The organism is Streptomyces sp. NPDC013187 (assembly GCF_042899705.1).
Taxonomy (GTDB): Bacteria; Actinomycetota; Actinomycetes; order Streptomycetales; family Streptomycetaceae; genus Streptomyces; species Streptomyces hawaiiensis_A.
In genome coordinates, this window is the sequence record NZ_JBIBAF010000014.1 from 183,468 (window position 1) to 204,384 (window position 20,917).

At 72.6% G+C, this 20,917-nt stretch carries 15 protein-coding genes and 1 pseudogene; 12 read left to right on the top strand and 4 right to left on the bottom strand.

All coding sequences use genetic code 11. The features are described from left to right. The first annotated feature begins 224 nt into the window (after positions 1 to 224). The 5 genes and pseudogenes from ACFY5B_RS28690 (at position 225) to ACFY5B_RS28710 (ending at position 3,519) form a co-directional block, all read left to right on the top strand. A complete protein-coding gene (locus ACFY5B_RS28690; protein ID WP_389974524.1) occupies positions 225 to 1,421 on the top strand; it encodes a cytochrome P450 in 1,197 nt (398 codons plus the stop codon). Between the two features lie 12 nt (positions 1,422 to 1,433). Beyond that, positions 1,434 to 1,631, top strand: coding sequence for a ferredoxin (locus tag ACFY5B_RS28695; RefSeq protein WP_389974527.1), 198 nt, complete (start codon positions 1,434 to 1,436; stop codon positions 1,629 to 1,631). 77 nt (positions 1,632 to 1,708) lie between these two features. Then, positions 1,709 to 1,867: pseudogene (locus ACFY5B_RS28700) on the top strand (DUF1348 family protein); the annotation flags it as partial. A 27-nt stretch (positions 1,868 to 1,894) separates the two neighbouring features. Next, the gene (locus ACFY5B_RS28705; RefSeq protein ID WP_389974530.1) at positions 1,895 to 2,431 is read left to right on the top strand and encodes a flavoprotein; all 537 of its coding nucleotides are present in this window, start codon (positions 1,895 to 1,897) and stop codon (positions 2,429 to 2,431) included. Between the two features lie 119 nt (positions 2,432 to 2,550). Continuing rightward, positions 2,551 to 3,519 (top strand): aldo/keto reductase, encoded by a 969-nt coding sequence (locus tag ACFY5B_RS28710; RefSeq protein ID WP_389974533.1) that lies wholly within the window; start codon positions 2,551 to 2,553, stop codon positions 3,517 to 3,519. An 18-nt stretch (positions 3,520 to 3,537) separates the two neighbouring features. On the opposite strand, the gene ACFY5B_RS28715 is transcribed toward ACFY5B_RS28710, so the two are convergent. Then, the gene (locus ACFY5B_RS28715) at positions 3,538 to 4,380 is read right to left on the bottom strand and encodes a phytanoyl-CoA dioxygenase family protein (RefSeq protein WP_389974536.1); all 843 of its coding nucleotides are present in this window, start codon (positions 4,378 to 4,380) and stop codon (positions 3,538 to 3,540) included. A gap of 63 nt (positions 4,381 to 4,443) precedes the next feature. Between ACFY5B_RS28715 and ACFY5B_RS28720 the strand changes: the two genes are divergently transcribed. Together ACFY5B_RS28720 and ACFY5B_RS28725 are read left to right on the top strand one after the other, a co-directional pair. After that, positions 4,444 to 5,382 (top strand): helix-turn-helix domain-containing protein, encoded by a 939-nt coding sequence (locus ACFY5B_RS28720; RefSeq protein WP_389974539.1) that lies wholly within the window; start codon positions 4,444 to 4,446, stop codon positions 5,380 to 5,382. Between the two features lie 371 nt (positions 5,383 to 5,753). Further along, positions 5,754 to 8,204, top strand: coding sequence for a ricin-type beta-trefoil lectin domain protein (locus ACFY5B_RS28725; RefSeq protein ID WP_389974542.1), 2,451 nt, complete (start codon positions 5,754 to 5,756; stop codon positions 8,202 to 8,204). Positions 8,205 to 8,217: 13 nt separating this feature from the next. Here ACFY5B_RS28725 and ACFY5B_RS28730 read toward each other — a convergent pair whose 3' ends face one another. Both ACFY5B_RS28730 and ACFY5B_RS28735 read right to left on the bottom strand, forming a co-directional pair. After that, the gene (locus ACFY5B_RS28730) at positions 8,218 to 9,477 is read right to left on the bottom strand and encodes an SLC13 family permease (protein WP_389974711.1); all 1,260 of its coding nucleotides are present in this window, start codon (positions 9,475 to 9,477) and stop codon (positions 8,218 to 8,220) included. Positions 9,478 to 9,839: 362 nt separating this feature from the next. Further along, positions 9,840 to 12,227 (bottom strand): SpoIIE family protein phosphatase, encoded by a 2,388-nt coding sequence (locus ACFY5B_RS28735; protein WP_389974545.1) that lies wholly within the window; start codon positions 12,225 to 12,227, stop codon positions 9,840 to 9,842. A gap of 256 nt (positions 12,228 to 12,483) precedes the next feature. On the opposite strand from ACFY5B_RS28735, the gene ACFY5B_RS28740 reads away from it, so the two are divergent. From ACFY5B_RS28740 to ACFY5B_RS28750, 3 genes are all read left to right on the top strand, one after another. Next, complete coding sequence (locus ACFY5B_RS28740; RefSeq protein WP_389974548.1) at positions 12,484 to 15,579, top strand: glycoside hydrolase family 2 TIM barrel-domain containing protein; 3,096 nt, start codon at positions 12,484 to 12,486, stop codon at positions 15,577 to 15,579. 152 nt (positions 15,580 to 15,731) lie between these two features. Then, the gene (locus tag ACFY5B_RS28745) at positions 15,732 to 17,975 is read left to right on the top strand and encodes a glycoside hydrolase family 9 protein (protein ID WP_389974550.1); all 2,244 of its coding nucleotides are present in this window, start codon (positions 15,732 to 15,734) and stop codon (positions 17,973 to 17,975) included. A 76-nt stretch (positions 17,976 to 18,051) separates the two neighbouring features. Then, entirely contained in the window at positions 18,052 to 18,843 is a 792-nt protein-coding gene (locus ACFY5B_RS28750) for an alpha/beta fold hydrolase (protein WP_389974553.1), read from the top strand. Positions 18,844 to 18,890: 47 nt separating this feature from the next. Here ACFY5B_RS28750 and ACFY5B_RS28755 read toward each other — a convergent pair whose 3' ends face one another. Continuing rightward, positions 18,891 to 19,823 (bottom strand): sigma-70 family RNA polymerase sigma factor, encoded by a 933-nt coding sequence (locus ACFY5B_RS28755; RefSeq protein ID WP_389974556.1) that lies wholly within the window; start codon positions 19,821 to 19,823, stop codon positions 18,891 to 18,893. 176 nt (positions 19,824 to 19,999) lie between these two features. Between ACFY5B_RS28755 and ACFY5B_RS28760 the strand changes: the two genes are divergently transcribed. Together ACFY5B_RS28760 and ACFY5B_RS28765 are read left to right on the top strand one after the other, a co-directional pair. After that, positions 20,000 to 20,245: a hypothetical protein gene (locus ACFY5B_RS28760; protein WP_030845137.1), complete on the top strand. Its 246-nt coding sequence runs from the start codon at positions 20,000 to 20,002 to the stop codon at positions 20,243 to 20,245. A gap of 3 nt (positions 20,246 to 20,248) precedes the next feature. Further along, complete coding sequence (locus tag ACFY5B_RS28765) at positions 20,249 to 20,626, top strand: hypothetical protein (protein ID WP_031110699.1); 378 nt, start codon at positions 20,249 to 20,251, stop codon at positions 20,624 to 20,626. The last annotated feature ends 291 nt before the right edge of the window (positions 20,627 to 20,917 follow it).

Sequence of the window (20,917 nt, forward strand, 5' to 3'; positions counted from 1 at the left end):
CGTGCCGACAACCGGTTTTCGCATCGGCGCCCCGTGCCCGGGCCCCGGCCCGGGCGCCGACCCCGCACCACAGGCCTCCCGCCCCCGTCGTTCGAACGGGAGGACGGCATTCCCCGGCCATGTTGCCGGCGTCGGCGATCTGGCCGAACTTCGCGTCGCTTCATTAGATGCCTGGGGCATCTAATAAAGATCGGCACGACGCACTACTCGTCTGCGAGGTCTTCATGAAGGACACGACCGCACCCGTAGCCTTCCCCCAGAGCCGGACCTGCCCCTACCACCCGCCCGCCGCCTACGACGCACTGCGCACCGAACGCCCCCTGACCCGGATCACCCTCTTCGACGGCCGCGAGGCCTGGCTCGTCAGCGGGCACGCAACCGCCCGCGCCCTGCTGGCCGACTCGCGTCTGTCGTCCAACCGCGACCGGCCCGGCTTCCCCGCCCCCACCAAGCGCTTCGCCGGGATCCGCAACCGCAGAACGGCCCTGCTGGGCGTCGACGACCCCGAGCACCGCGCCCAGCGGCGGATGGTCGTCGGGGACTTCACCCTCAAGCGGGCCGTCGAACTCCGGCCACGCATCCAGCAGATCGTGGACGAACGGCTCGACGCGATGATCGCCCAGGGCCCGCCCGCCGACCTGGTGAGCGCCTTCGCACTGCCCGTGCCGTCGATGGTGATCTGCGCCCTGCTCGGCGTCCCCTACACCGACCACGACTTCTTCGAGACCCAGTCGCGACGGCTGCTGCGCGGCCCGGAGACCGCCGACGTACTCGACGCCCGCGACCGGCTGGAGAGGTACTTCGGCGAACTGATCGACCGCAAACAGCGCGACCCCGGCACCGGCCTGCTGGACGACCTGGTCCAGCGGCAGCTGCGCGAGGGCGACCTCGACCGCGAGGGCCTGATCGCCATGGCCCTCATCCTGCTGGTCGCGGGCCACGAGACGACCGCGAACATGATCTCGCTCGGCACCTTCACCCTGCTCCAGCACCCCGAGCGGCTCGCCGAGCTGCGCGCGGATCCGCGGCTGCTGCCGGCCGCGGTCGAGGAGCTGATGCGGCTGCTGTCGATCGCGGACGGCATGCTGCGCCTGGCCGTCGAGGACATCGAGGTGGCGGGGACGACCATCCGCAAGGGCGAGGGCGTGGTCTTCGCGACCTCCGTCATCAACCGCGACGAGACCGTCTACCCCGAGCCGGACACGCTGGACTGGAGCCGCCCGGCCCGTCATCACGTCGCCTTCGGCTTCGGCATCCACCAGTGCCTCGGCCAGAACCTCGCCCGCGCCGAGCTGGAGATCGCCCTGCACAGCCTCTTCGACCGGCTGCCCGGCCTGCGCCTGGCCGCCCCGGCCGAGGACATCCCCTTCAAGCCGGGCGACACGATCCAGGGGATGCTGGAACTCCCCGTGACCTGGTAAGGGCCTGCGCACATGCACATCGACATCGACAAGGACGTCTGCATCGGCGCGGGCCAGTGCGCCCTGACCGCCCCGGACGTGTTCACCCAGGACGACGAGGGCTACAGCGCCCTGCTGCCCGGCGGCGAGGACAGTGGCAGCCCGCTGCTGCGGGAGGCGGCCCGCGCCTGCCCGGTCGGCGCCATCACCGTGTCCGAGACGGTGAGCTGACCCCGGACCTCACCCGGCCTCCAGGAGCCGCCGGGCCGCCTCGCGCGCCTCGGCCGCGGGTTCGGCGCTTCTGGTGACGCTCCCACGGAAACGAGCTGTGGGAGTTCGAGGAGCACGGCCTGATGACCCGGCGCGAGGCGAGCATCAACGACGTGCCGGTCGAGGAGAACGAGCGCCGCGTCTTCGGCCCCCCCCGGCCGGAGTCGGAACGCGGAGACACCTTCCCCGTCCGGTGAGCCGGGGGAGTCGCTAGGGTTTCCGGGATGACCGGACAGGCCACCCGCAAGCCCTTCCTCTACGTCGTCGTCTGCGCCGCCGGTATCGCCGCGGACGTCGGCGAACTGATCACCGCCGCGCAGGAACGGGACTGGGAGGTGGGCGTCATCGCGACACCCGTCGCCATGAACGGCTTCTTCGACACCGCCGACGTCGAGGCCCGAACGGGCCGTCGCATACGCTCCGCTTGGCGCACGCCCGGCGAGCCGCGCCCCTTCCCGGCGCCCGATGCCGTGGTGGTCGCCCCCGCCACCTTCAACACCGTCAACAAGTGGGCGGCCGGCATCGCCGACACCCTCGCCCTGGGCACCCTGTGCGAGGTCGCGGGGCTCGGCGTGCCGATCGCCGTCCTGCCGTGCATGGCGGACGCCCTGGCCGCCCACCCCGCCTACCGGGACAGCCTCGAACGGCTGAGGGGGATGGGCGTGCGGTTCGCAGAGCCGTACGCGGGAGAGCCGGGGGCGGACGGCGGGCGGCCGGAGTTCGGGTGGAAGCGAGCCCTGGACCTGGTCGAACGCCGCTGACGGTCCGGCCCGGGCCACGCTCGGACGGCCCGTCAGGCGGCCCGCCCGGGCCGCGTCTTCGAGCGCGCACGAAGACGTACGCTCCCCGTGGAACCTTCCCGAAGGCAGGAGCGACAACGATGCAGTACGTGAAGCTCGGTTCGACGGGCCTGGACGTCTCGCGGATCTGTCTGGGGTGCATGACCTACGGGCTGCCCGACCGCGGCACCCACGAGTGGACCCTCGACGAGGAGGCCTCGCGCCCGCTGATCCGCCAGGCCGTCGAGGCGGGCATCAACTTCTTCGACACGGCCAACTTCTACTCCGACGGCACCAGCGAGGAGATCGTCGGCCGGGCCCTGCGCGACTTCGCGCGCCGCGACGAGATCGTGCTCGCGACGAAGGTGTACTACCCGATGCGGCCCGGGCCGAACAGCGGCGGTCTGTCCCGCAAGGCGATCATGACCGAGCTCGACCGGAGTCTCACCCGCCTCGGCACCGACCACGTCGACCTCTACCAGATCCACCGCTTCGACCCGCACACCCCGGTCGAGGAGACGATGGAGGCCCTGCACGACGTCGTCAAGGCGGGCAAGGTCCGCTACATCGGGGCGAGTTCGATGTACGCCTGGCAGTTCTCCAAGATGCAGTACACCGCCCGGCTGAACGGCTGGACCCGCTTCGCCTCCATGCAGAACCACTACAACCTGATCTACCGCGAGGAGGAGCGCGAGATGCTCCCCCTGTGCGCGGACCAGGGTGTGGGCGTCCTGCCCTGGAGCCCGCTCGCCCGCGGGCGTCTCACCCGGGACTGGGACACCGCGACCGAGCGCAGCGCCACCGACGCCTTCGGCGGCAGCCTGTATCAGGAGGGCGACCGCACCGTCGTCGAGGCGGTCACCCGCATCGCCGGCGAGCGGGGCGTCCCCCGCGCGCAGATCGCCCTCGCCTGGCTGCTCCATCAGCCCACGGTGACCGCCCCGATCGTCGGCGCGTCCAAGCCCGGGCATCTGGAGGACGCGGTGGCCGCGGTGGAGATCCGGCTGAGCGACAAGGAGCTGGAGGAACTCCAGAGCCCGTACGGTCCCCACCCCATCGCCGGGCACTGAACGCGACGTCCCCGAAGGTCAGTGGGGCCCTTGCGGCGCGAACTCCGTTCCGCAGGGGCCCGCCCCCTCGCTCTCCGCCAGCTCCACCCTGGCCCCACTCATCGCCAGCGTCCGGTAGAACCGCCCGATCCGCTCCGCCGACCGGCCCACGTAGTGTCCGATGAACGACCGCCGGAACCGGTCCGCCGCCCGGTTCGGCTGCGATCCGTGCACCAGGCTTCCGTTGAAGAACAGGACATCGCCCGGCGCCATGTCCACCGGCACCGGCGCCGACCCGGCCGGCGGCGGAACGTATTCCCGGGCGAAGGACACGTCGGCGTCGGCCGTCTCCGGACAGAACAGATCCATGCGGTGCGTGCCCGGCACGACCTCCAGCCCGCCGTTCTCCCGGTCGATCACGTCGCAGGCCACCCACGCCGCCACACACGTGCCCGGCTCCACCCTGAGGTAGAAGTTGTCCTGGTGCAGCGCCTGCCCGCGGGCCCCCGGCGGCTTGAAGTAGAACATGCTCTGCGCGGCCAGCACCTCCTCCCCGAGCAGCGCCTCCAGAACGGTCCGCAGCCGGGCGTCGAGCAGGACCCCACGCGCGACGTCGTTGATCTCGTGCGGGTGCATCACCCGCGGCCACACGTGCAGGGGATCCACACCCGGCCCGTCCACCGCGCGCGGCTCGAAGTGCCCGGGCACCGGACCGGCCGCCCGCAGTGCCGCGAACTCCGCGCACAGCCGGTCGGTCTCGTCGGCCCCGAAGAGCCCCCGCACCACCGTGAAACCGTCCTCCTCGAACCCCTCCTGGTACCGCCGGAGACTGTCGCGGTCCACGATGGAGGCGCCGACGGCGCCGTTGCCCATGACTGTCATGAACGTACTCCTCAGTCGGGTGTCCTCGGTCTGGAACGCTAGGCCGCGAGGCCATCGAGGAGGATGCCCGTGCGTGCTGACGGATTGCCCCCGACTGCTGCGGCGCGAAACACCGGGGATGCCGGGGATCCCGCACCGCCGCCCGGGCTGGTCGTGCTGAGTCACTTCGACCAGCCGCCCGGGTACGGCGTCAACCGGCCGCACGGATCCGCGAGCTGGCTCTTCACCTGGACCACCGCAGGTCGGGGCCGGCTGTGGCAGGGCGGTGCGCACACCTCGGCCGGCGCGGGCGCACTGGTCGTGCTCGCCCCGGGCGTCCCGCACGGCTACGGCGTCGAGCCCGGCGCCCGGCACTGGCGGTTCTGGTGGGCGCACTGCCAGGCCCGCCCGTCCTGGGCGGCGTGGCTGCGGCCGTACGACGCCGGTCACGGGATGTACGTCGTCACCTCCGCCCCGGCCGGGGTGCACGGCCGCGTCGGGACGGCGTTCAGGCGGATGCACGCCGACGCCCGCTGGACCGGCACCGGAGCACCGCCCGACGGGTCACCGCCGGACGGGCAGGTCGCCGTGGCCCACGGCAGCGCTGCCCGCGAACTGGCCTTGTGCGCACTGGAGGAGATCGTCCTCCTCACCACCGCCGGCGCCCGGCCTGCGGCCCCCCAACCCGGCCTCGACGCGCGGATCCGCCGCGCACAGGAGCTGATCGACGCGGACCCGGGCGCCCCGCACACCGTCCGCTCGCTCGCGGAGGGCGTCGCGCTGTCGCCGTCCCGCTTCGCCCACCTGTTCAGCAGTCAGCTCGGCCGCTCACCCATGCGTGCCCTGCGCGAGGCGCGGCTGCGCCATGGCGCCCGGCTGCTGGAGAGCACCGACCTGTCCGTGGAACGCGTCGCCGCGGCCTCGGGTTTCGTCAGCCCGTTCCACTTCAACCGCGCCTTTCGCGAGCGCTACGGGGCACCACCCGGGGCCTACCGCACAGGGCACGGCGGGTCGCCCGGCTGAGTACCGTTATTGGTTTCGCCGCAGGCCTCGAAAGGTCGGTGCGGAAACGCCGCCGCCCCTGTGAGCTGCTCCTCAGGGGGTGATGCAATGGTTTCCGGGCGACCGGCGGGGCGGATAAATGCGAGTCGCAGAAAAGGGGCAGACGGCATGGAAATGCCTTTTGCTCCACTGGCTGACTTCTTGTCAAAAGGCGCTGCGCCTCCACGTAATGCACGAAACCGCGAGATCCCTTGTTCCTTGTCCCTGACCTGTGCAAAGGTGTGCCCTGACGGCGTGCCACCACACGCCTTTCTTTCGTATGCGCGAGGCCGTCGGCCGGCATACCCCTTGGTACGGACTTTATTCCGCATGTCCTTGAGAGGAATGCAGCCGTGAAAGACGCAGGCTCGTCGAATTCCCCGGTCTCGCCCCGCGGGCTCGGCGCGACGGACGAGCAACTGAGCGCGGAGCTCAGGAAGTGGACCGGGGCGACGCCCGCACTCCACCCCGTCGGCACACTGCTGGACCGGCACTGGGAGGCGGCTTTCGCCTACGCCCGGCTGTGCACCGACGGTCCGCGCTCCGCGGGCATGCTCACCACCGCGGCTTTCACCCGGCTCTTCGGCGAGACCATCCGGCAGAACGGCCCGACCTCGGCGTGGCGGCCCCATCTGCTCCTCACCGTGCGGCGTATCGCGGCCGAGTGGGCGGGCGACCACCGATGCGACATGCTCCACCCGGAGCTGCTCTCCGGCACCGGCGAGGGTGAGCGGCCCGCCTCCCGTCTGCTGCCGTCGCGGCACCGGCGCCTGCTGTCCGGGGCCTTCCAGCGGCTGCCCCAGTCCGCCCGCTGCCTGCTGTGGCACGTCGAGGTCGAGGCCGAACCGCTCGCGTCCCCGGCCGCGCTGCTCGGCCTGGACGAGGAGGGCGCGCGCGTCGAACTGGACCGTGCCCGGGACCGGCTGCGCGAGGAGTGCCTCCAGCTCCACCGCGAACTCGCCCCCGACGAGGAGTGCCGGCGCTATCTGCGCCTGCTCGACGTGACGTACCGGCGTGGGGGCCTCGACATCGACCCCGATCTACGCGCGCATATCGAGGGCTGTGGGCACTGCAGCGTCGCCGCGGACCAGCTCGACCAGTTCAACCACGGCCTTGGCCTCGCCCTGTCGGAAGGGGTGCTGGGCTGGGGCGGGCGCGGCTATGCGGAGAGCCGGACCAGCCAGGCGGGGGAGACCGCAGGGGGTGGGCGTGCCGCGGAGCGCGAGCGGCCCGGGGGAGTGGCCGGTGCGGCCGTCGCCGGTGTCCCGGCCGGCGCGGCGCGCGAGCTGTTCCCGGATCCGGTGGCCCTGGCGCGCGAGGTCTTCCCGGAGCCGGCCGGTATGGCGTACGAGATCATTCCGGACCCGGTCCGTGCGGCGCGTGAGACCTTGCCCGGGCCGGCGGATGAGACACGCGAGGGCTTCCCGCGGGTGACGGGTCAGCCGCGCGAGGGCTTCCCGGCACCCCCGGGTGCGGCGCGCGGAGGATTCCCGGCCGCGCAGCGTGCGGCGCGCGAGGCGTTCGCGGATCCGGCCCGTGCGGCGCGCGAGGGCTCTGCCCACCCGGTCGGCGCGGCGGGTGACGCCTTCCCCACCCCGTCGCGGGCTGCGCGTGAGGCTGTTCCCGGGCCGGCCGGGGAGAGGCGTGAGGTCTTCCCGGACCCGGTCGCCCTCGCCGGCGCGGTCGGGGAGTCGTTCACCGAGCCGGGTGGCCCGGCGGCCGTACCACCGCCCGTTCCCAGGGCCGGGAGCGGCGACCCGGCCGGGGACGCGGCACAGGCTCCGGCCGGCGCGGGCCGCTCCCTGCCGACCGCCACCGTGGCCCCGGCCCACCGGCCCGAAGGCTCGCGAACCGCCGCCCGAAGGTCGGCCCGATCCGCCCACAAGGCGGCCCGCCGTGTCGCCCGGCGGCGCCATCTCACCGCGGGCATCCTGACCGTCAGCGGCCTCGTCGTCCTGCCGCTGGTCCTGTGGTCCACCGGCGACTCCGGCGACAGCGCCCCGGCCGGTGCGGACCGCCCTGCCGGGGAGGCACCCGACCCGGACGCGGGAGCGGCGAGCAGCGACCCGTCCCGGACCGGCGCGGGCGACGCACGGCAGGGCGTCCTGCACGGCCGGCTGCACAACGTCGCCTCCGACCTGTGCGTCGGCATCGACGGCGAGAAGGCCGTCGAGGGCGGGGAGGCCGAGCTGACGACCTGCTCCGCGGACGCCGCCCAGCAGTGGAGGTACGAGACCGACGGGCTGCTGCGCAACGGCGCCGCGCCGGACCTGTGCCTGGACTCGCAGCTCGGCTACTCGGTCCGGCTGGCCCCCTGCGCGGGCGCCTCCCGGCCGGACCCGAAGAGCATCCGCTACGACTTCACCCTTCAGGGCGCCCTGGTGCCCCGCTGGGACCAGGACCTCGCCCTGGCCCCGGCCGCGACCGACGGCTCGGGAGCCCTGGTCCTCAAGGCCCGGACGGACGACGAGGTCCAGCGCTGGGTGATCGACACCTCCAAGGCCGACCTCCAGATGCAGGCCGTCAACTGGAGCGCAACCGTTCCGGCAGCCCGCTCGGCACCCACACCGGCCCCGACTCCCGCACCGTCGCGGACACCCGAGCCCGCCCCGACCCCGTCCCCGGACTCCTCTGCCCCGCAGCCGGCGCCGAGCAGCCCGGACGCCACCGACTCGTCCTGCTACCGCTACGGCTACTACTGCGACTCCGACGGCCGGTACGGCAACCCCGGCTACGGCTACCCCGGATACGGATACGGGTACGGCTACGGCGGCTACGGCCACGGCGGAGACGGCCGCCGCTGACGGGGCGTGGGCTTTAGGCGCCGAGGACGGTCAGCGACAGCCACAGGGCGGCCACGGCCGACACCAGCGCGGCCGGTACGGCGAGCAGCCCGAGCCGTGTGAACTCGCCGAGCCCGACCCGCTGCCCGTCCTGCTGGACGATCCGCCGCCACAGCAGGGTCGCCAGCGATCCGGCGTAGGTCAGGTTGGGGCCGATGTTCACACCGAGCAGTACCGCCAGCACGGCACCGGGACCGGATCCGGCGGTCAGGGGCAGCAGCACCAGCACCGCGGGCAGGTTGTTGATGAGGTTCGCCAGGACGGCGGCCAGCGCGGCCACGCCCAGCAGTGTGAGCAGCCCCGAGCCGTCGGGCAGGACGCGCCGCAGCGCGTCGGCCAGCCCGTGGTCGACGACCGCGCGCACGACGACGCCGAGCGCGAGCACGAACGCCAGGAACGCCGGGGCCGCCGACCGCACCACCGTGAGCGGCGAGGCCCGGCGCCGCACCAGCGCCCGCCCGGCCAGCACCAGCGCACCGGCCGTCGCGGCCCATGCCGGCGCGATCCCCACGGCGGAGGCCACGACGAACCCGGCGAGCGTGCAGCCGACGGTGACGACGGCGAACAGCGGGAGCGGTTCGGGGCGCGGGGCGGGGTCGGGGGAGGGCACGGGCGCCGCGAGTTCGTCGTCGAAGAAGCGCCGGAACACCAGGTACTCGGCGGCGATGGCGACCAGCCAGGGCAGTGCCATCAAGGCGGCGAAGCGGGTGAAGGTCAGGCCGCTCGCGGTGAAGGCCAGCAGATTCGTCAGATTGGAGACCGGCAGCAGCAGCGAGGCGGTGTTCGACAGGTGGGCGCACGCGTACAGGTGCGGCCGTGCCTGCACGCCCATGCGGGTGGCGGTGGCGAGCACCACCGGAGTCAGCAGGACGACCGTGGCGTCCAGACTGAGTACGGCCGTGATGACGGACGCCAGCGCGAACACCGCGGTCAGCAGCCGTGAGGGGCGCCCCGCCGCCCAGCGGGCCATCCACGCCCCGCAGGCCGTGAAGAGCCCTTCGACGTCACAGAAGTGGGCGAGCACCAGCACGGCGGCGAGGAAGCCGACCACCGGCCCGAGCCGCTGGATCTCCTCCCAGGCGTGTTCCGGCGAGATCACCCCGAGGGCGATGGCGAGCCCGGCGGCGGGCACCGCCAGCACGGCCTCGGGCAGGCCCTTCGGACGGGCGACGGCCCAGATGAGCACGGCGGCCAGCAGCGTCACGGACAGAACTTCGGCGAGCGGGGTGTTCAGGGCGGGGTCCTCCGGAGCGTGATCTGGTCGTGCCCGCCCATGAAACCAGGCGTTGGTAAGACAACCTTCGCGGGCCTGCCGTCCTGCCCGCCGTCGTCGCCCGCCGCTCGACGCCCGTCGCCCGTCGCCCGCCGCTCGACGCCCGTCGCCCGTCGCCCGCCGTCGTCGCTCGACGCCCGCCGCCCGCCGTCGCTCGACGCCCGTCGCCCGCCGTCGCTCGACGCCCGTCGCCCGTCGCGAAGACCGTGCGCAGCCACTGCCCGACGCCGGTCACCCGCCTGCCCGTGCGCAGCGCGCATGCGCATCTCGCCGTCGAGCAGGCCGACTCCGTCCGGCTCGTCCGTGGGCTCGGGAGCGTGCGCTCAGAACTCGTCGCCGAGCAGGGCCAGCTCCGCCCAGATGGTCTTGCCCTCGCCGGTGTGTCTGCTGCCCCACCGCTGGGTGAGCTGGGCGACCAGGAGCAGACCGCGGCCGCCCTCGTCCCAGGTCTTGGCGCGGCGCAGGTGCGGTGCCGTGTGGTTGGTGTCGGACACCTCGCAGATCAGCGTGGCCGCGTCGTGGATCAGCCGGAGCCGGATGGGCGGTGCGCCGTAGCGGATGGCGTTGGTGACCAGCTCGCTCACCACCAGCTCGGCGGTGAACGTGGCTTCGAGCAGCCCCCAGCGCTCCAGTTGGTCGACGACCTGCTTGCGGATGGGGGCCACCAGTGCCGGGTCGGCGGGAATGTCCCAGGTGGCGACCTGGGCGGACGGCAGGCCGCGGGTGCGGGCCAGCAGCAGGGCCACGTCGTCGCTGGAGCCGCCCGGCGGGAGGAGGGTGTCCAGCACGCGGTCGCAGGTCTCGTCCAGGGAGCCGGAGGAAGCCGACAGGGCTTCGCGGAGCATCCGGCCGCTCGTGTCGACGTCCCGCTCGTGGCTCACCAGCAGCCCGTCCGTGTGGAAGGCCAGGACGCTGCCCTCGCGCAGCTCCACCTCGGCGGCCTCGAACGGCAGCCCCCCGACGCCCAGCGGTGGCCCCGAGGGCAGATCGAGCTGGTGCGCGGGGCCGCCCGGCGGCACCAGCAGGGGCAGGGGATGCCCGGCCCGGGCCAGGGTGCAGCGCCGTGACACGGGGTCGTACACCGCGTACAGGCAGGTCGCGCCCACCTCTCCGGTGCCGCCGTCCCCGCCGGACTCCTCCGACAGACGGACGACGAGGTCGTCGAGGTGCGTGAGCAGCTCGTCCGGCGCCAGGTCGATGTCGGCGAGCGTACGGACGGCGGTGCGCAGCCGGCCCATGGTGGCCGAGGCCTGGATGCCGTGGCCGACGACGTCGCCCACGATCATGGCGACCCGCATCCCCGACAGCGGGATCACGTCGAACCAGTCGCCGCCCACGCCGGAACGGGTGGCCGGAAGATAGCGGGAAGCCGCCTCCACCGCCGCCGTGCGCGGCAGGCTGCGGGGCAGCAGGCTGCGCTGGAGCGTGAGGGTCGTCTCGCGCTCACGGGAGTAGCGGCGCGCGTTGTCGATGCAGACGGCGGCCCGGGCCGTGACCTCCTCGGCAAGCAGCACGTCGTCGGGGGTGAACGCCTCGGGGCGCCGGAAACGGGTGAAGACGGCCACGCCGAGGGTCGTGCCGCGGGCCTGGAGCGGGACGGACATCGTGGAGTGGATGCCGTACTCCTGTATCCGCTGGAAACGCACCGGGTCCCAGGCCAGCCACCGCTCGAGGTCGCCCGACGCGCCCGAGGCCACGACCGTGTGCCCCGCGACCAGGGAGGCGGCCTGCGGGGAGTTCTCCGGGTAGACGTCCACCTGCCCCGGCTCGGCGACGGCCTCCGGGCTGCCCTTGTTGACCGACCGGTGGGCGGACCGGCGCAGACTGAGCGGCGGAATCGGCGGCCCGGCCGACTCGCCGCCGTGCTCCCGCGGGTCGAGCAGGTCGACGCTGACGAAGTCCGCGAGCGCCGGCACGCACACGTCCGCCAGCTCCTGGGCCGTACGGGTGACGTCGAGGGTGGTGCCGATGCGCACGCTCGCCTCGTTGACCAGTTGCAGCCGTTCCCGCGAGCGGTACTGGTCCGAGAAGTCGTGGGCCGTCACGCACACGCCGCGCACCTGGCCGGTGCCGTCGGTGAGCGGTGCCATCCTGGCCAGCCAGGCATGTGCTTCCCGGCTCTCGCCGGTCGCCTTCATGTACGTGTGCATGTCCTGCCGCCGGCCGGTGCTCAGCACCCGGCGCAGATTCTCCTCGAGCTCGGCGTTCGGTGGCCGGCTGCCGATGTCGGTGGGTTTCAGGCCCAGCATCCGCCCGGCGGGCAGTCCCAGGAGCTCCGCCATCGCCTCGTTGACGCCGCGCAGCCGCAGCCGGTCGTCGAAGATCATCGTGGCGCAGGGCGACTGCGTCAGGGCCATGCGCACCAGCGGGTCGTCCGGAAGCCCCTGGTCGGCGGCCTCCGGCGGGGACACCGCCAGCCAATCGGTGGCCTCGGCTCCGTCGGGCGGTCTGCGGTGGGCGAGCACCCACAGGGACACCGGGTGACCGTCGCGGTGACGCAGGGTGAGTGTGCCGCTCCAGCGGGAGTCGTCCGGCACGGACGGCGGGTCCGCGCCGTCGGCCAGCAGCGCGGTGGCCGGGCGGCCCACGACCTCGGCGGCCGTGTGGCCCAGCAGGCGGCGGGCGCCCTCGCTCCACTCGGTGAGGGTGCCGTCGACGGCGATGACGGCACGGGCGGCCACGCCGTCGTCGAACGCCTCGTCCGGACTCATCGTCGCGACTCCATACGGACACTCACAGTGAACAGGGAAGTCAGTTGAGTTCCAGCGTAGTCCGTAGGCGCCCGGCGTGGACCGGTAACCCCCGTGCCGCCTTGCCGCCAGGGGCGGAGGCGCACATCCGGCCGAAGTGATCGCCGGGGCAGAAGGACCGCGCCGCACCCTTGACGTCCGGGTATGACGCCTCGACAGAATCTGTTTGTTCGCGATCAGTTGTGAGTACTTCTGGGCCCTCGTGAGGGAGAGTTCCATGTCGGTCACGCGCAGATCGGTCCTGCTCGCCTCCGCGGCCACGCCCGCGGCCGGAGCGTTGCTCGGTGCCCCGGAGGCGTGGGCCGCCGAGAAGGCTCGCGGTGCGCCCGGCCGCCGGACCGTCGCACTGCGCGACGGCTGGCGCTTCGCGCTGGTGAACCCGGGTGGCATCACCGACCCGACCGGCGCCTACGCCGACGCCCACCTTCCCGGGTACGACGACTCCGGCTGGCGCGAGACGGCCGTCCCGCACGACTGGAGCATCGAGCACACCCCCACCACCGAGCACGGCACCACCAGCGGCACCGGCTTCCTGCCCGGGGGCCTGGGCTGGTACCGCCTGGCCTTCACCCTGCCGCCCGCCCTCGCCGGCAAGCGCGTCTCGGTGGAGTTCGACGGCGTCTACATGGACTCCACCGTCTACTGCAACGGCAAGGAGGCCGGCCGCCACCCCTACGGTTACACCGGCTTCGCCCTCGACCTCACCGACCTGGTGCACACCGACGGCACCACCGAGAACGTGATCGCCGTCGAGGTCCGGAACCGGCTCCCCAGCAGCCGCTGGTACTCGGGCAGCGGCATCTACCGCGAGGCCCGCCTGGTGATCACCGAGCCGGTGCACGTGGCCCGCTGGGGCACCCGCGTCACCACACCCGAGATCTCCGCCGAGCGTGCCGTCGTTCGGGTGGCCACCTCCGTCGTCAACGCCTCCGGCGAAGGCACGGACGTCGAGGTCGTCTCCCGGATCGTCGACCGCAAGGGACGGACGGTCGCCCGTACCTCCACCACCGCGGCCGTCACCGGCGAGCACACCGAGAGCCACGAACTGACGGTCACGAGACCGGAGTTGTGGGATTTCGCGACACCGCACCGCTACACCCTGCACACCGAACTGCGCGTCGGCGGCCGAACCACCGACACCTACCGCACGGTCTTCGGCCTGCGCACCTTCCGCTTCGACCCGGACGAGGGCTTCTTCCTCAACGGGACCCACCACAAGATCAAGGGCGTCGACCTCCACCACGACCTGGGCGCACTCGGCGCCGCCGTCAGCATCGACGCCGTCCGGCGGCAGCTGGAGATCATGCGGTCCATGGGCGTCAACGCCCTGCGCACCTCCCACAACCCGCCCGCGCCCGAGGTGATCCAGGTCTGCGAGGAGCTGGGCATCGTCATGCTGGTGGAGGCGTTCGACTGCTGGCGCACCGGCAAGAACCGGTACGACTACGGCCGGTTCTTCGACGAGTGGTGCGAGAAGGACGCCACCGAGATGGTGCTGGCGGCCCGCAACTCGCCCGCCGTACTGAGCTGGTCCATCGGCAACGAGGTCCCCGACTCCACCTCCACCGCCGGCCTCGCCATGGCCGACCGGATCATCGGGGCCATCAGGGCCGCCGACGACACCCGCCCGCTGGTCATCGGCTCCGACAAGTACCGCCGCCTGCCCGCCAAGGGCTCCGCGGCCGATCTCATGCTGGCCAAGCTGGACGGCCTGGGCCTCAACTACAACACCGCCAAGTCGGTCGACCAGCTGCACGCGGCCTACCCGCACCTGTTCCTCTTCGAGTCCGAGTCCTCCTCGGAGACCTCCACCCGCGGCGCCTACCAGGAGCCGGAGCACCTCAACACCGGCGAGAACCACACCCCGGGCAGACGCGCGACCTCCTCCTACGACAACAACCTCGCCTCCTGGACGATGAGCGGCGAGTACGGCCACAAGAAGGACCGGGACCGCAAGTGGTTCGCCGGGCAGTTCCTCTGGTCGGGCATCGACTACATCGGCGAACCCACCCCGTACGACGTCTTCCCGGTCAAGGCGTCCTTCTTCGGCGCGGTGGACACGGCCGGCTTCCCGAAGGACATGTACCACCTGTTCCGCAGCCAGTGGACCAGCGAGCCGATGGTCCACCTGCTGCCGACGACCTGGAACCACGACAAGGGCGACACGGTCGAGGTCTGGGCGTACGCGAACGTCGACACCGTCGAGCTGTACCTCAACGGGAAGTCCCTCGGCGTACGGCGGTTCGACACCAAGAAGACCGTCGACGGCCGCCCGTACCTGGAGACGACCGAGGCGACCGGTGACGACAAGACCTTCACCGACGGCCCCCACCCCGGCAGCTACACCAGCCCCAACGGCAGCGCCGGAAAACTCCACCTGACCTGGCGGGTGCCCTTCGAACCGGGCGAGCTGAAGGCCGTCGCACGGCGGGGCGGCAAGGCGGTCGCCACCGACGTGCTGCGCACCGCGGGAGCCCCGTACGCCGTACGCCTCACCGCGGACCGTGAGTCCGTCGCCGCGGACGGCCGCTCCCTGGTCTTCGTGACCGCCGAGGTCGTCGACCGGCACGGAGTGGTGGTGCCCGACGCGGAGCACCTGCTGTCCTTCACGGTGACGGGAGGTTCCCTCGCCGGACTCGACAACGGGCGGCAGGAGAGTGCCGAGCGGTACCAGGCGAGCACCCGGACCGCCTTCCACGGCAAGGCCCTCGCCATCGTCCGGTCCGGTACGAAGGCCGGCGCGGTGAAGGTGACCGCCCGCGCCGGGGGGCTGCGCGCGGGCACGGCGACCGTGCGGGCCACCCGGGCCGAGGACCGGGCCGAGACCGCGCCTGCCGCCTTCGAGCCCGAGCACCCGGCCCCCGTCGGCCACCCGCACGCGGACGCGAGCTACTCCGGCCGCCCGGACACCCTCCCGGCCGCCATGCTCGACGGCGACCCGGCCACCGGCTGGTCCAACGGCTTCTTCAAGCAGGCCACGGCTCTGCTGCCCGTTTTCGACGGCGCGCGGGCCGAGGACTGGGTCTCGGTCGACCACGGGCGCACCCGCGGCTTCGACCGGGTGGACGTCTCCTTCACCGTGGACGCCACCCACAGCCTGCCCGCGACGATCGAGGTGGCGGTCTGGGACGGCCGCGCGTGGCAGGCGGCGCGGGACACCGAGATCGGCTGGGCGACCGCCTCCGACGCCCCCACCGTGATCACCTTCAAGGCCCTCCGGGGCTCCCGGATCCGGCTCACCCTGACGAGCCGCCACCCCGGCGAGCCCCGCGGGGCGATCCGCATCAGCCGGCTGGACACCCCGGCCGCCTGAGCCCCGGGCGTCACGGTCCGGACAGGTGACGAACAGCCAGTCGTGTCCGGACCGTTGACGGGGCGTCACATCAGCCACAACCATGACGTGCGTCCGCATCTGGGAGCGCTCCCATGTCGAGCGCCACCCGCACCGCCCGGAGGAGCCCAGACGTGAAAAGACGCAGAACCGCCCTGTTGTCCCTGACGGCCCTGCTGGCCACCGCGCTCACCGCGCTGCCGTCGGCACCTGCCGGGGCCGACGAGGTCGAGCAGGTCAAGAACGGTACCTTCGACACCGACACCGCCCCGTGGTGGACGACCAGCAACGTCACCGCAGGCCTGTCCGACGGCCGGCTCTGCGCAGACGTCCCCGGCGGCACCACCAACCGCTGGGACGCCGCCGTCGGGCAGAACGACATCACCCTCGTGAAGGGGGAGTCGTACCGCTTCTCGTTCAGCGCGACCGGGACCCCCGCCGGGCACGTGGTGCGGGCGATCGTGGGCCTGTCGGTGTCGCCCTACGACACCTACCACGAGGTGACACCGCAGCTCAGCGTCTCCGGCGACCGCTACTCCTACACCTTCACCTCGCCCGTCGACACCGCGCAGGGCCAGGTCGGCTTCCAGCTCGGCGGCAGCGCGGATCCCTGGCGTTTCTGCATGGACGACGTCTCGCTGCTCGGCGGGGTGACGCCGGAGCCGTACGAGCCCGACACCGGACCCCGGGTCCGCGTCAACCAGGTCGGCTATCTGCCGGCCGGGCCGAAGAACGCCACCCTGGTCACCGACGCCACCACGAAGCTGCCCTGGCAGCTGAAGAACTCCGGCGGGACGGTCGTCGCCAAGGGCACGACCCTGCCGCGCGGCGTCGACGCCTCCTCCGGGCAGAACGTCCACTCGATCGACTTCGGCGCCTACCGCACGAAGGGCTCGGGCCTCACGCTCGTGGCCGACGGTGAGACCAGCCGCCCCTTCGACATCGACGCGAGCGCCTACGAGCGGCTCCGCCTCGACTCGGCCAAGTACTACTACACCCAGCGCAGCGGCCTCGCGATCCGCGACGACCTGCGGCCCGGCTACGGCCGCCCGGCCGGTCACGTGGGCGTGGCACCCAACAAGGGCGACACCTCGGTGCCCTGCCAGCCCGGAGTGTGCGACTACACCCTCGACGTCAGCGGCGGCTGGTACGACGCCGGCGACCACGGCAAGTACGTCGTCAACGGCGGCATCTCCACCTGGGAGCTGCTCAGCACCTACGAGCGCGCCCGGCACGCCCGCACCGGGCAGGCGGACAAGCTCCGGGACGGCACGCTCGACATCCCCGAGAGCGGCAACAAGGTTCCGGACCTCCTCGACGAGGCACGCTGGGAGCTGGAGTTCCTGCTGAAGATGCAGGTGCCCGACGGCAAGCCGCTGGCCGGCATGGCCCACCACAAGATGCACGACGAGCAGTGGACCGGCCTGCCGCTGATGCCGAGCGACGACCCGCAGAAGCGCGAACTGCACCCGCCGTCCACCGCCGCCACCCTGAACCTGGCCGCCACGGCCGCGCAGGCCGCCCGCCTGTACCGCCCCTATGACAGGGCGTTCGCCGACAAGGCCCTGGCCGCGGCCCGCAAGGCCTGGTCGGCCGCGCTCGCGCACCCCGGCCGCTACGCCTCCGAGAGCGACGGCATCGGCGGCGGCGCCTACGCCGACAGCGACGTCACCGACGACTTCTACTGGGCGGCGGCCGAGCTCTACCTGTCCACCGGGGAGAAGCGGTACGAGGAGTACGTCCTGAAGTCCCCGGTCCACACGGCCGACCTCTTCAAGCCCATCGGCTTCGACTGGGCCCGCACCGGCCCGGCGGGCCGCCTCGACCTGGCGACCGTGCCGAACAGGCTGCCCGGCCGGGACGCGGTGCGCCGGTCCGTCGTCAAGGGCGCCGACCGCTACCTGGCCACCCTCAAGGCGCACCCCTACGGCATGCCGTACGCGCCCGACGGCCACACCTACGACTGGGGCTCCAGCCACCAGGTCCTCAACAACGCCGTCGTCCTCGCCACCGCGTACGACATCACCGGCGCCTCGAAGTACCGGGACGGCGCGCTGCAGAGCATGGACTACATCCTGGGCCGCAACGCGCTGAACATCTCCTACGTCACCGGCTACGGCGAGGTCAGCGCGCAGAACCAGCACAGCCGCTGGTACGCCCACCAGCTCGACCCCGCCCAGCCCAACCCGCCGAAGGGCACCCTCGCGGGCGGGCCGAACTCGAGCATCCAGGACCCCTACGCACAGAGCAAACTCCAGGGCTGCGTCGGCCAGTTCTGCTACATCGACGACATCCAGTCCTGGTCGACCAACGAGCACACGATCAACTGGAACGCCGCCCTGACCCGCATGGCCTCCTTCGTGGCGGACCAGGGGTAGGGACCGGGCAGCGGTGCGCGTGCCGGGGGGAGTCCGCCGGGAGGACGCCTCCGGCACGCGCGCGTAGCCTGGTGTCATGCCAGCGGTGCGGGTCGACGGCATCGAGGTCGCGTACGACCGGGTGGGCCAGGGCCCGCCCCTCGTGCTCGCGCACGGCGCCACCGCGGACGCCCGGCTGTTCCGTCCCCAGGCCGAGGACCTGGCCGACGAGTTCACCGTCGTCGCCTGGGACGAGCCGGGCGCCGGGCGTTCCTCCGACGTCCCGCCCGCCTTCACGCTGGCCGACTACGCCCGCTGCCTCGCGGCCGTCATCGAGGACGTGGACCTCGGCCCCGCTCACGTCCTCGGCGTCTCCTGGGGCGGGACCGTCGTGCTGGAGCTCTACCGGCACCACGCCGAACTCGTCCGGACGCTGCTTCTCGCCGACACCTACGCGGGCTGGAAGGGGTCGCTCCCGGCGGCGGAGGTGCGGTCCCGGGCCGAGGGGGCGGAGCGGATGCTCGCGGTCCCGGCCGAGGCGTTCGCACCGACCATGCCGGGCCTGTTCGCCGGGCAGCCACCCGCCGAAGCCGTACGCCTGCTGTCCGTGATGTCGGCCGACACCCGGCCCCAGAGCATGCGGACCGAGCTCACCGTCATGGTCGAGGCCGACCAGCGGGACCTGCTGCCGCGGATCGCGGTACCGACGCTCCTGCTGTGGGGAGAGCTCGACGCCCGCTCACCCGTCGAGCCCGTCGCCCACCAGTTCCTCGAAGCGATCCCGCGGGCCACGCTGGTCGTGCTCCCGGGCATCGGGCACCTCAGCAACCTCGAGGCGCCGGAGCCGTTCAACCGGACCGTCCGGGAGTTCTGCCGCGCTCACTCCTGACCGGCCGGGCGGTCCCGCCGCCCATGCCCGACGCGCTGCCCGGGCGCTCACGCAGCCGCCCCGGGCAGGTGGGCGAGCTTGTCCGGGTTGGCCACGACGTAGATGCCGCGCACCCGGTCGCCCTGCGCGGTGAGGTCGAGGACCAGGACGGCGAACGGCGCGTCACCGTCGAACAGCACCGCCGCGTCGTCGCCGTTGACGCGCCGGTAGCGCCAGACCGGGTGGTCCGGGCCGCCCCGCCCGGCGGTGAGCAGACGGGCCACCTTGTCCCGGCCGTGCACCGGGCGCAGGCCGGCCCGTCGACGCTTGCCGCCCGCGTCGGTCCACGCCGTGACGTCCGGTGCGAGCACCTCCATCAGCTCGGCGATGTCCCCGCCGAGCGCCGCCCGCACGAACCGCTCGGTCGCCTCCCGCCGCACCCGCGGATGCGCCTCGTACCGCGGCCGTCGCGCCTGCACGTGCTCCCGGGCCCGGCGCGCCAACTGGCGTACGGAGGCGGGGGAGCGGTCGATGATCTCCGCGATCTCGGCATGCGGGTAGCCGAACACCTCGCCCAGCACGAACACCGCCCGTTCCAGCGGCGTCAGTGACTCCAGGACCACCAGCATCGCCAGCGAGACCGACTCGGAACGCAGGGCCGGGGTCTCGGCGGTCTCGTTGTCCTCCGGGGCGACCAGCGGCTCGGGCAGCCACGGGCCGACGTACGTCTCCTGCCGGCGGCTGATCACGGCACGGCGGCGCAGCGCGTGGTTGACGGCCACCCGGACGAGATAGGCGCGGGGATTGTCGACGCCGGCCAGGGGGGCGCCCCGGCCGCGGGCCGTCCAGGACAGCCATGTCTCCTGGAGGACGTCCTCGGTGTCGGCGACGCTGCCGAGGATGTTGTAGACGACGCCGAACAGCAGCTCGCGGTGGTCGACGAACACCCCGGTCGCCGCGTCGAGCGGGGCGTCGGTGCCGGATACGGAGATCTGGGTCATGCGAGGGCCTCCCGTGGACGTGCTCACCACTGCGAGCCGGACAGGACCCCGGAATGTGACATCCGAGGGCCCGTTGTGGCCCGCATCTCAGGCCGGCCCCTTTCTCTGGTACCTTCCGGGAGCAGCCCTGACCTGGAGGTATTTACGAGTCAGTACCCGGGCGGTACCGTGATGGCATGCCAGCTCTCAACGTGGAGTTCAGCGACCGCGAACTTGAGGACCTCAGGCAGATCGCCAAGGAGCGCGGTACGTCCATGAAGGCGCTCGTGCGGGAAGCGGCCGCGGCCGACATAGCCCGTCACCGGGCCCTGCAGGAGGGCGCGGAGGCCTTCCGCCGGTTCTTCGCCACCCACGCCGACGAGTTCGCCGCCGCGTTCCCCGACGACGAACCGCCCGCCAAGGGCGAAGGGCGGGCCGCCTGACCCATGGCGCCCGTGATCCATATCGACGTGCCCTGGCTGCTTCAGCGCCACGAAGAGGTCCTGCCGGACCAGCCCACCGTCAACGACTTCTCCGCGCTGGTCGCCGCCGTCGCCCGGCACCGCGTCGACCCGCCGCGCCTCGGGGTGAACTCCGACCCGGCCTGGCGGGCCGCCGCGCTGCTGCACACCATCACCGTGCTCCGGCCGCTGCCCTCGGCCAACGCCCGCTTCGCCTGCGCGACCGCCGTGGCGTACATGTTCGTCAGCGGCGTCGGCATCGACCCGCCCTACGGCGCCCTCGTCGACCTCGCGCGCGATCTGCTGTCCGGCACCACCGACGTCTACGGCGCGGCGGACCGGCTGCGCTCCTGGCAGATCTGAGGAAGCGGGTCAGGTGCCCGATTCACACAGGCCTCAGGGAAATGTCGAAAACGGGTGCGAGCCGCGTGCATCCGTTCGCCGTTTCTGACTTTCTGTCAATGGCGGGGATGTTGTCCAGGCGCCTTGTTGGCCGTGTGGGGGTTGTGCAAGAGTGAAACGCGCGTGCGGGGGGAATGGCCGGTGTCGCACGTGATTCGTGGACCGCGTCCGATTCGCCATCGGTGAATTCTCACCTCCCGCGCTACGCCAAAAGAGGTACGCACCCACCGGGCCTCCTTTTTCGGCGACAGA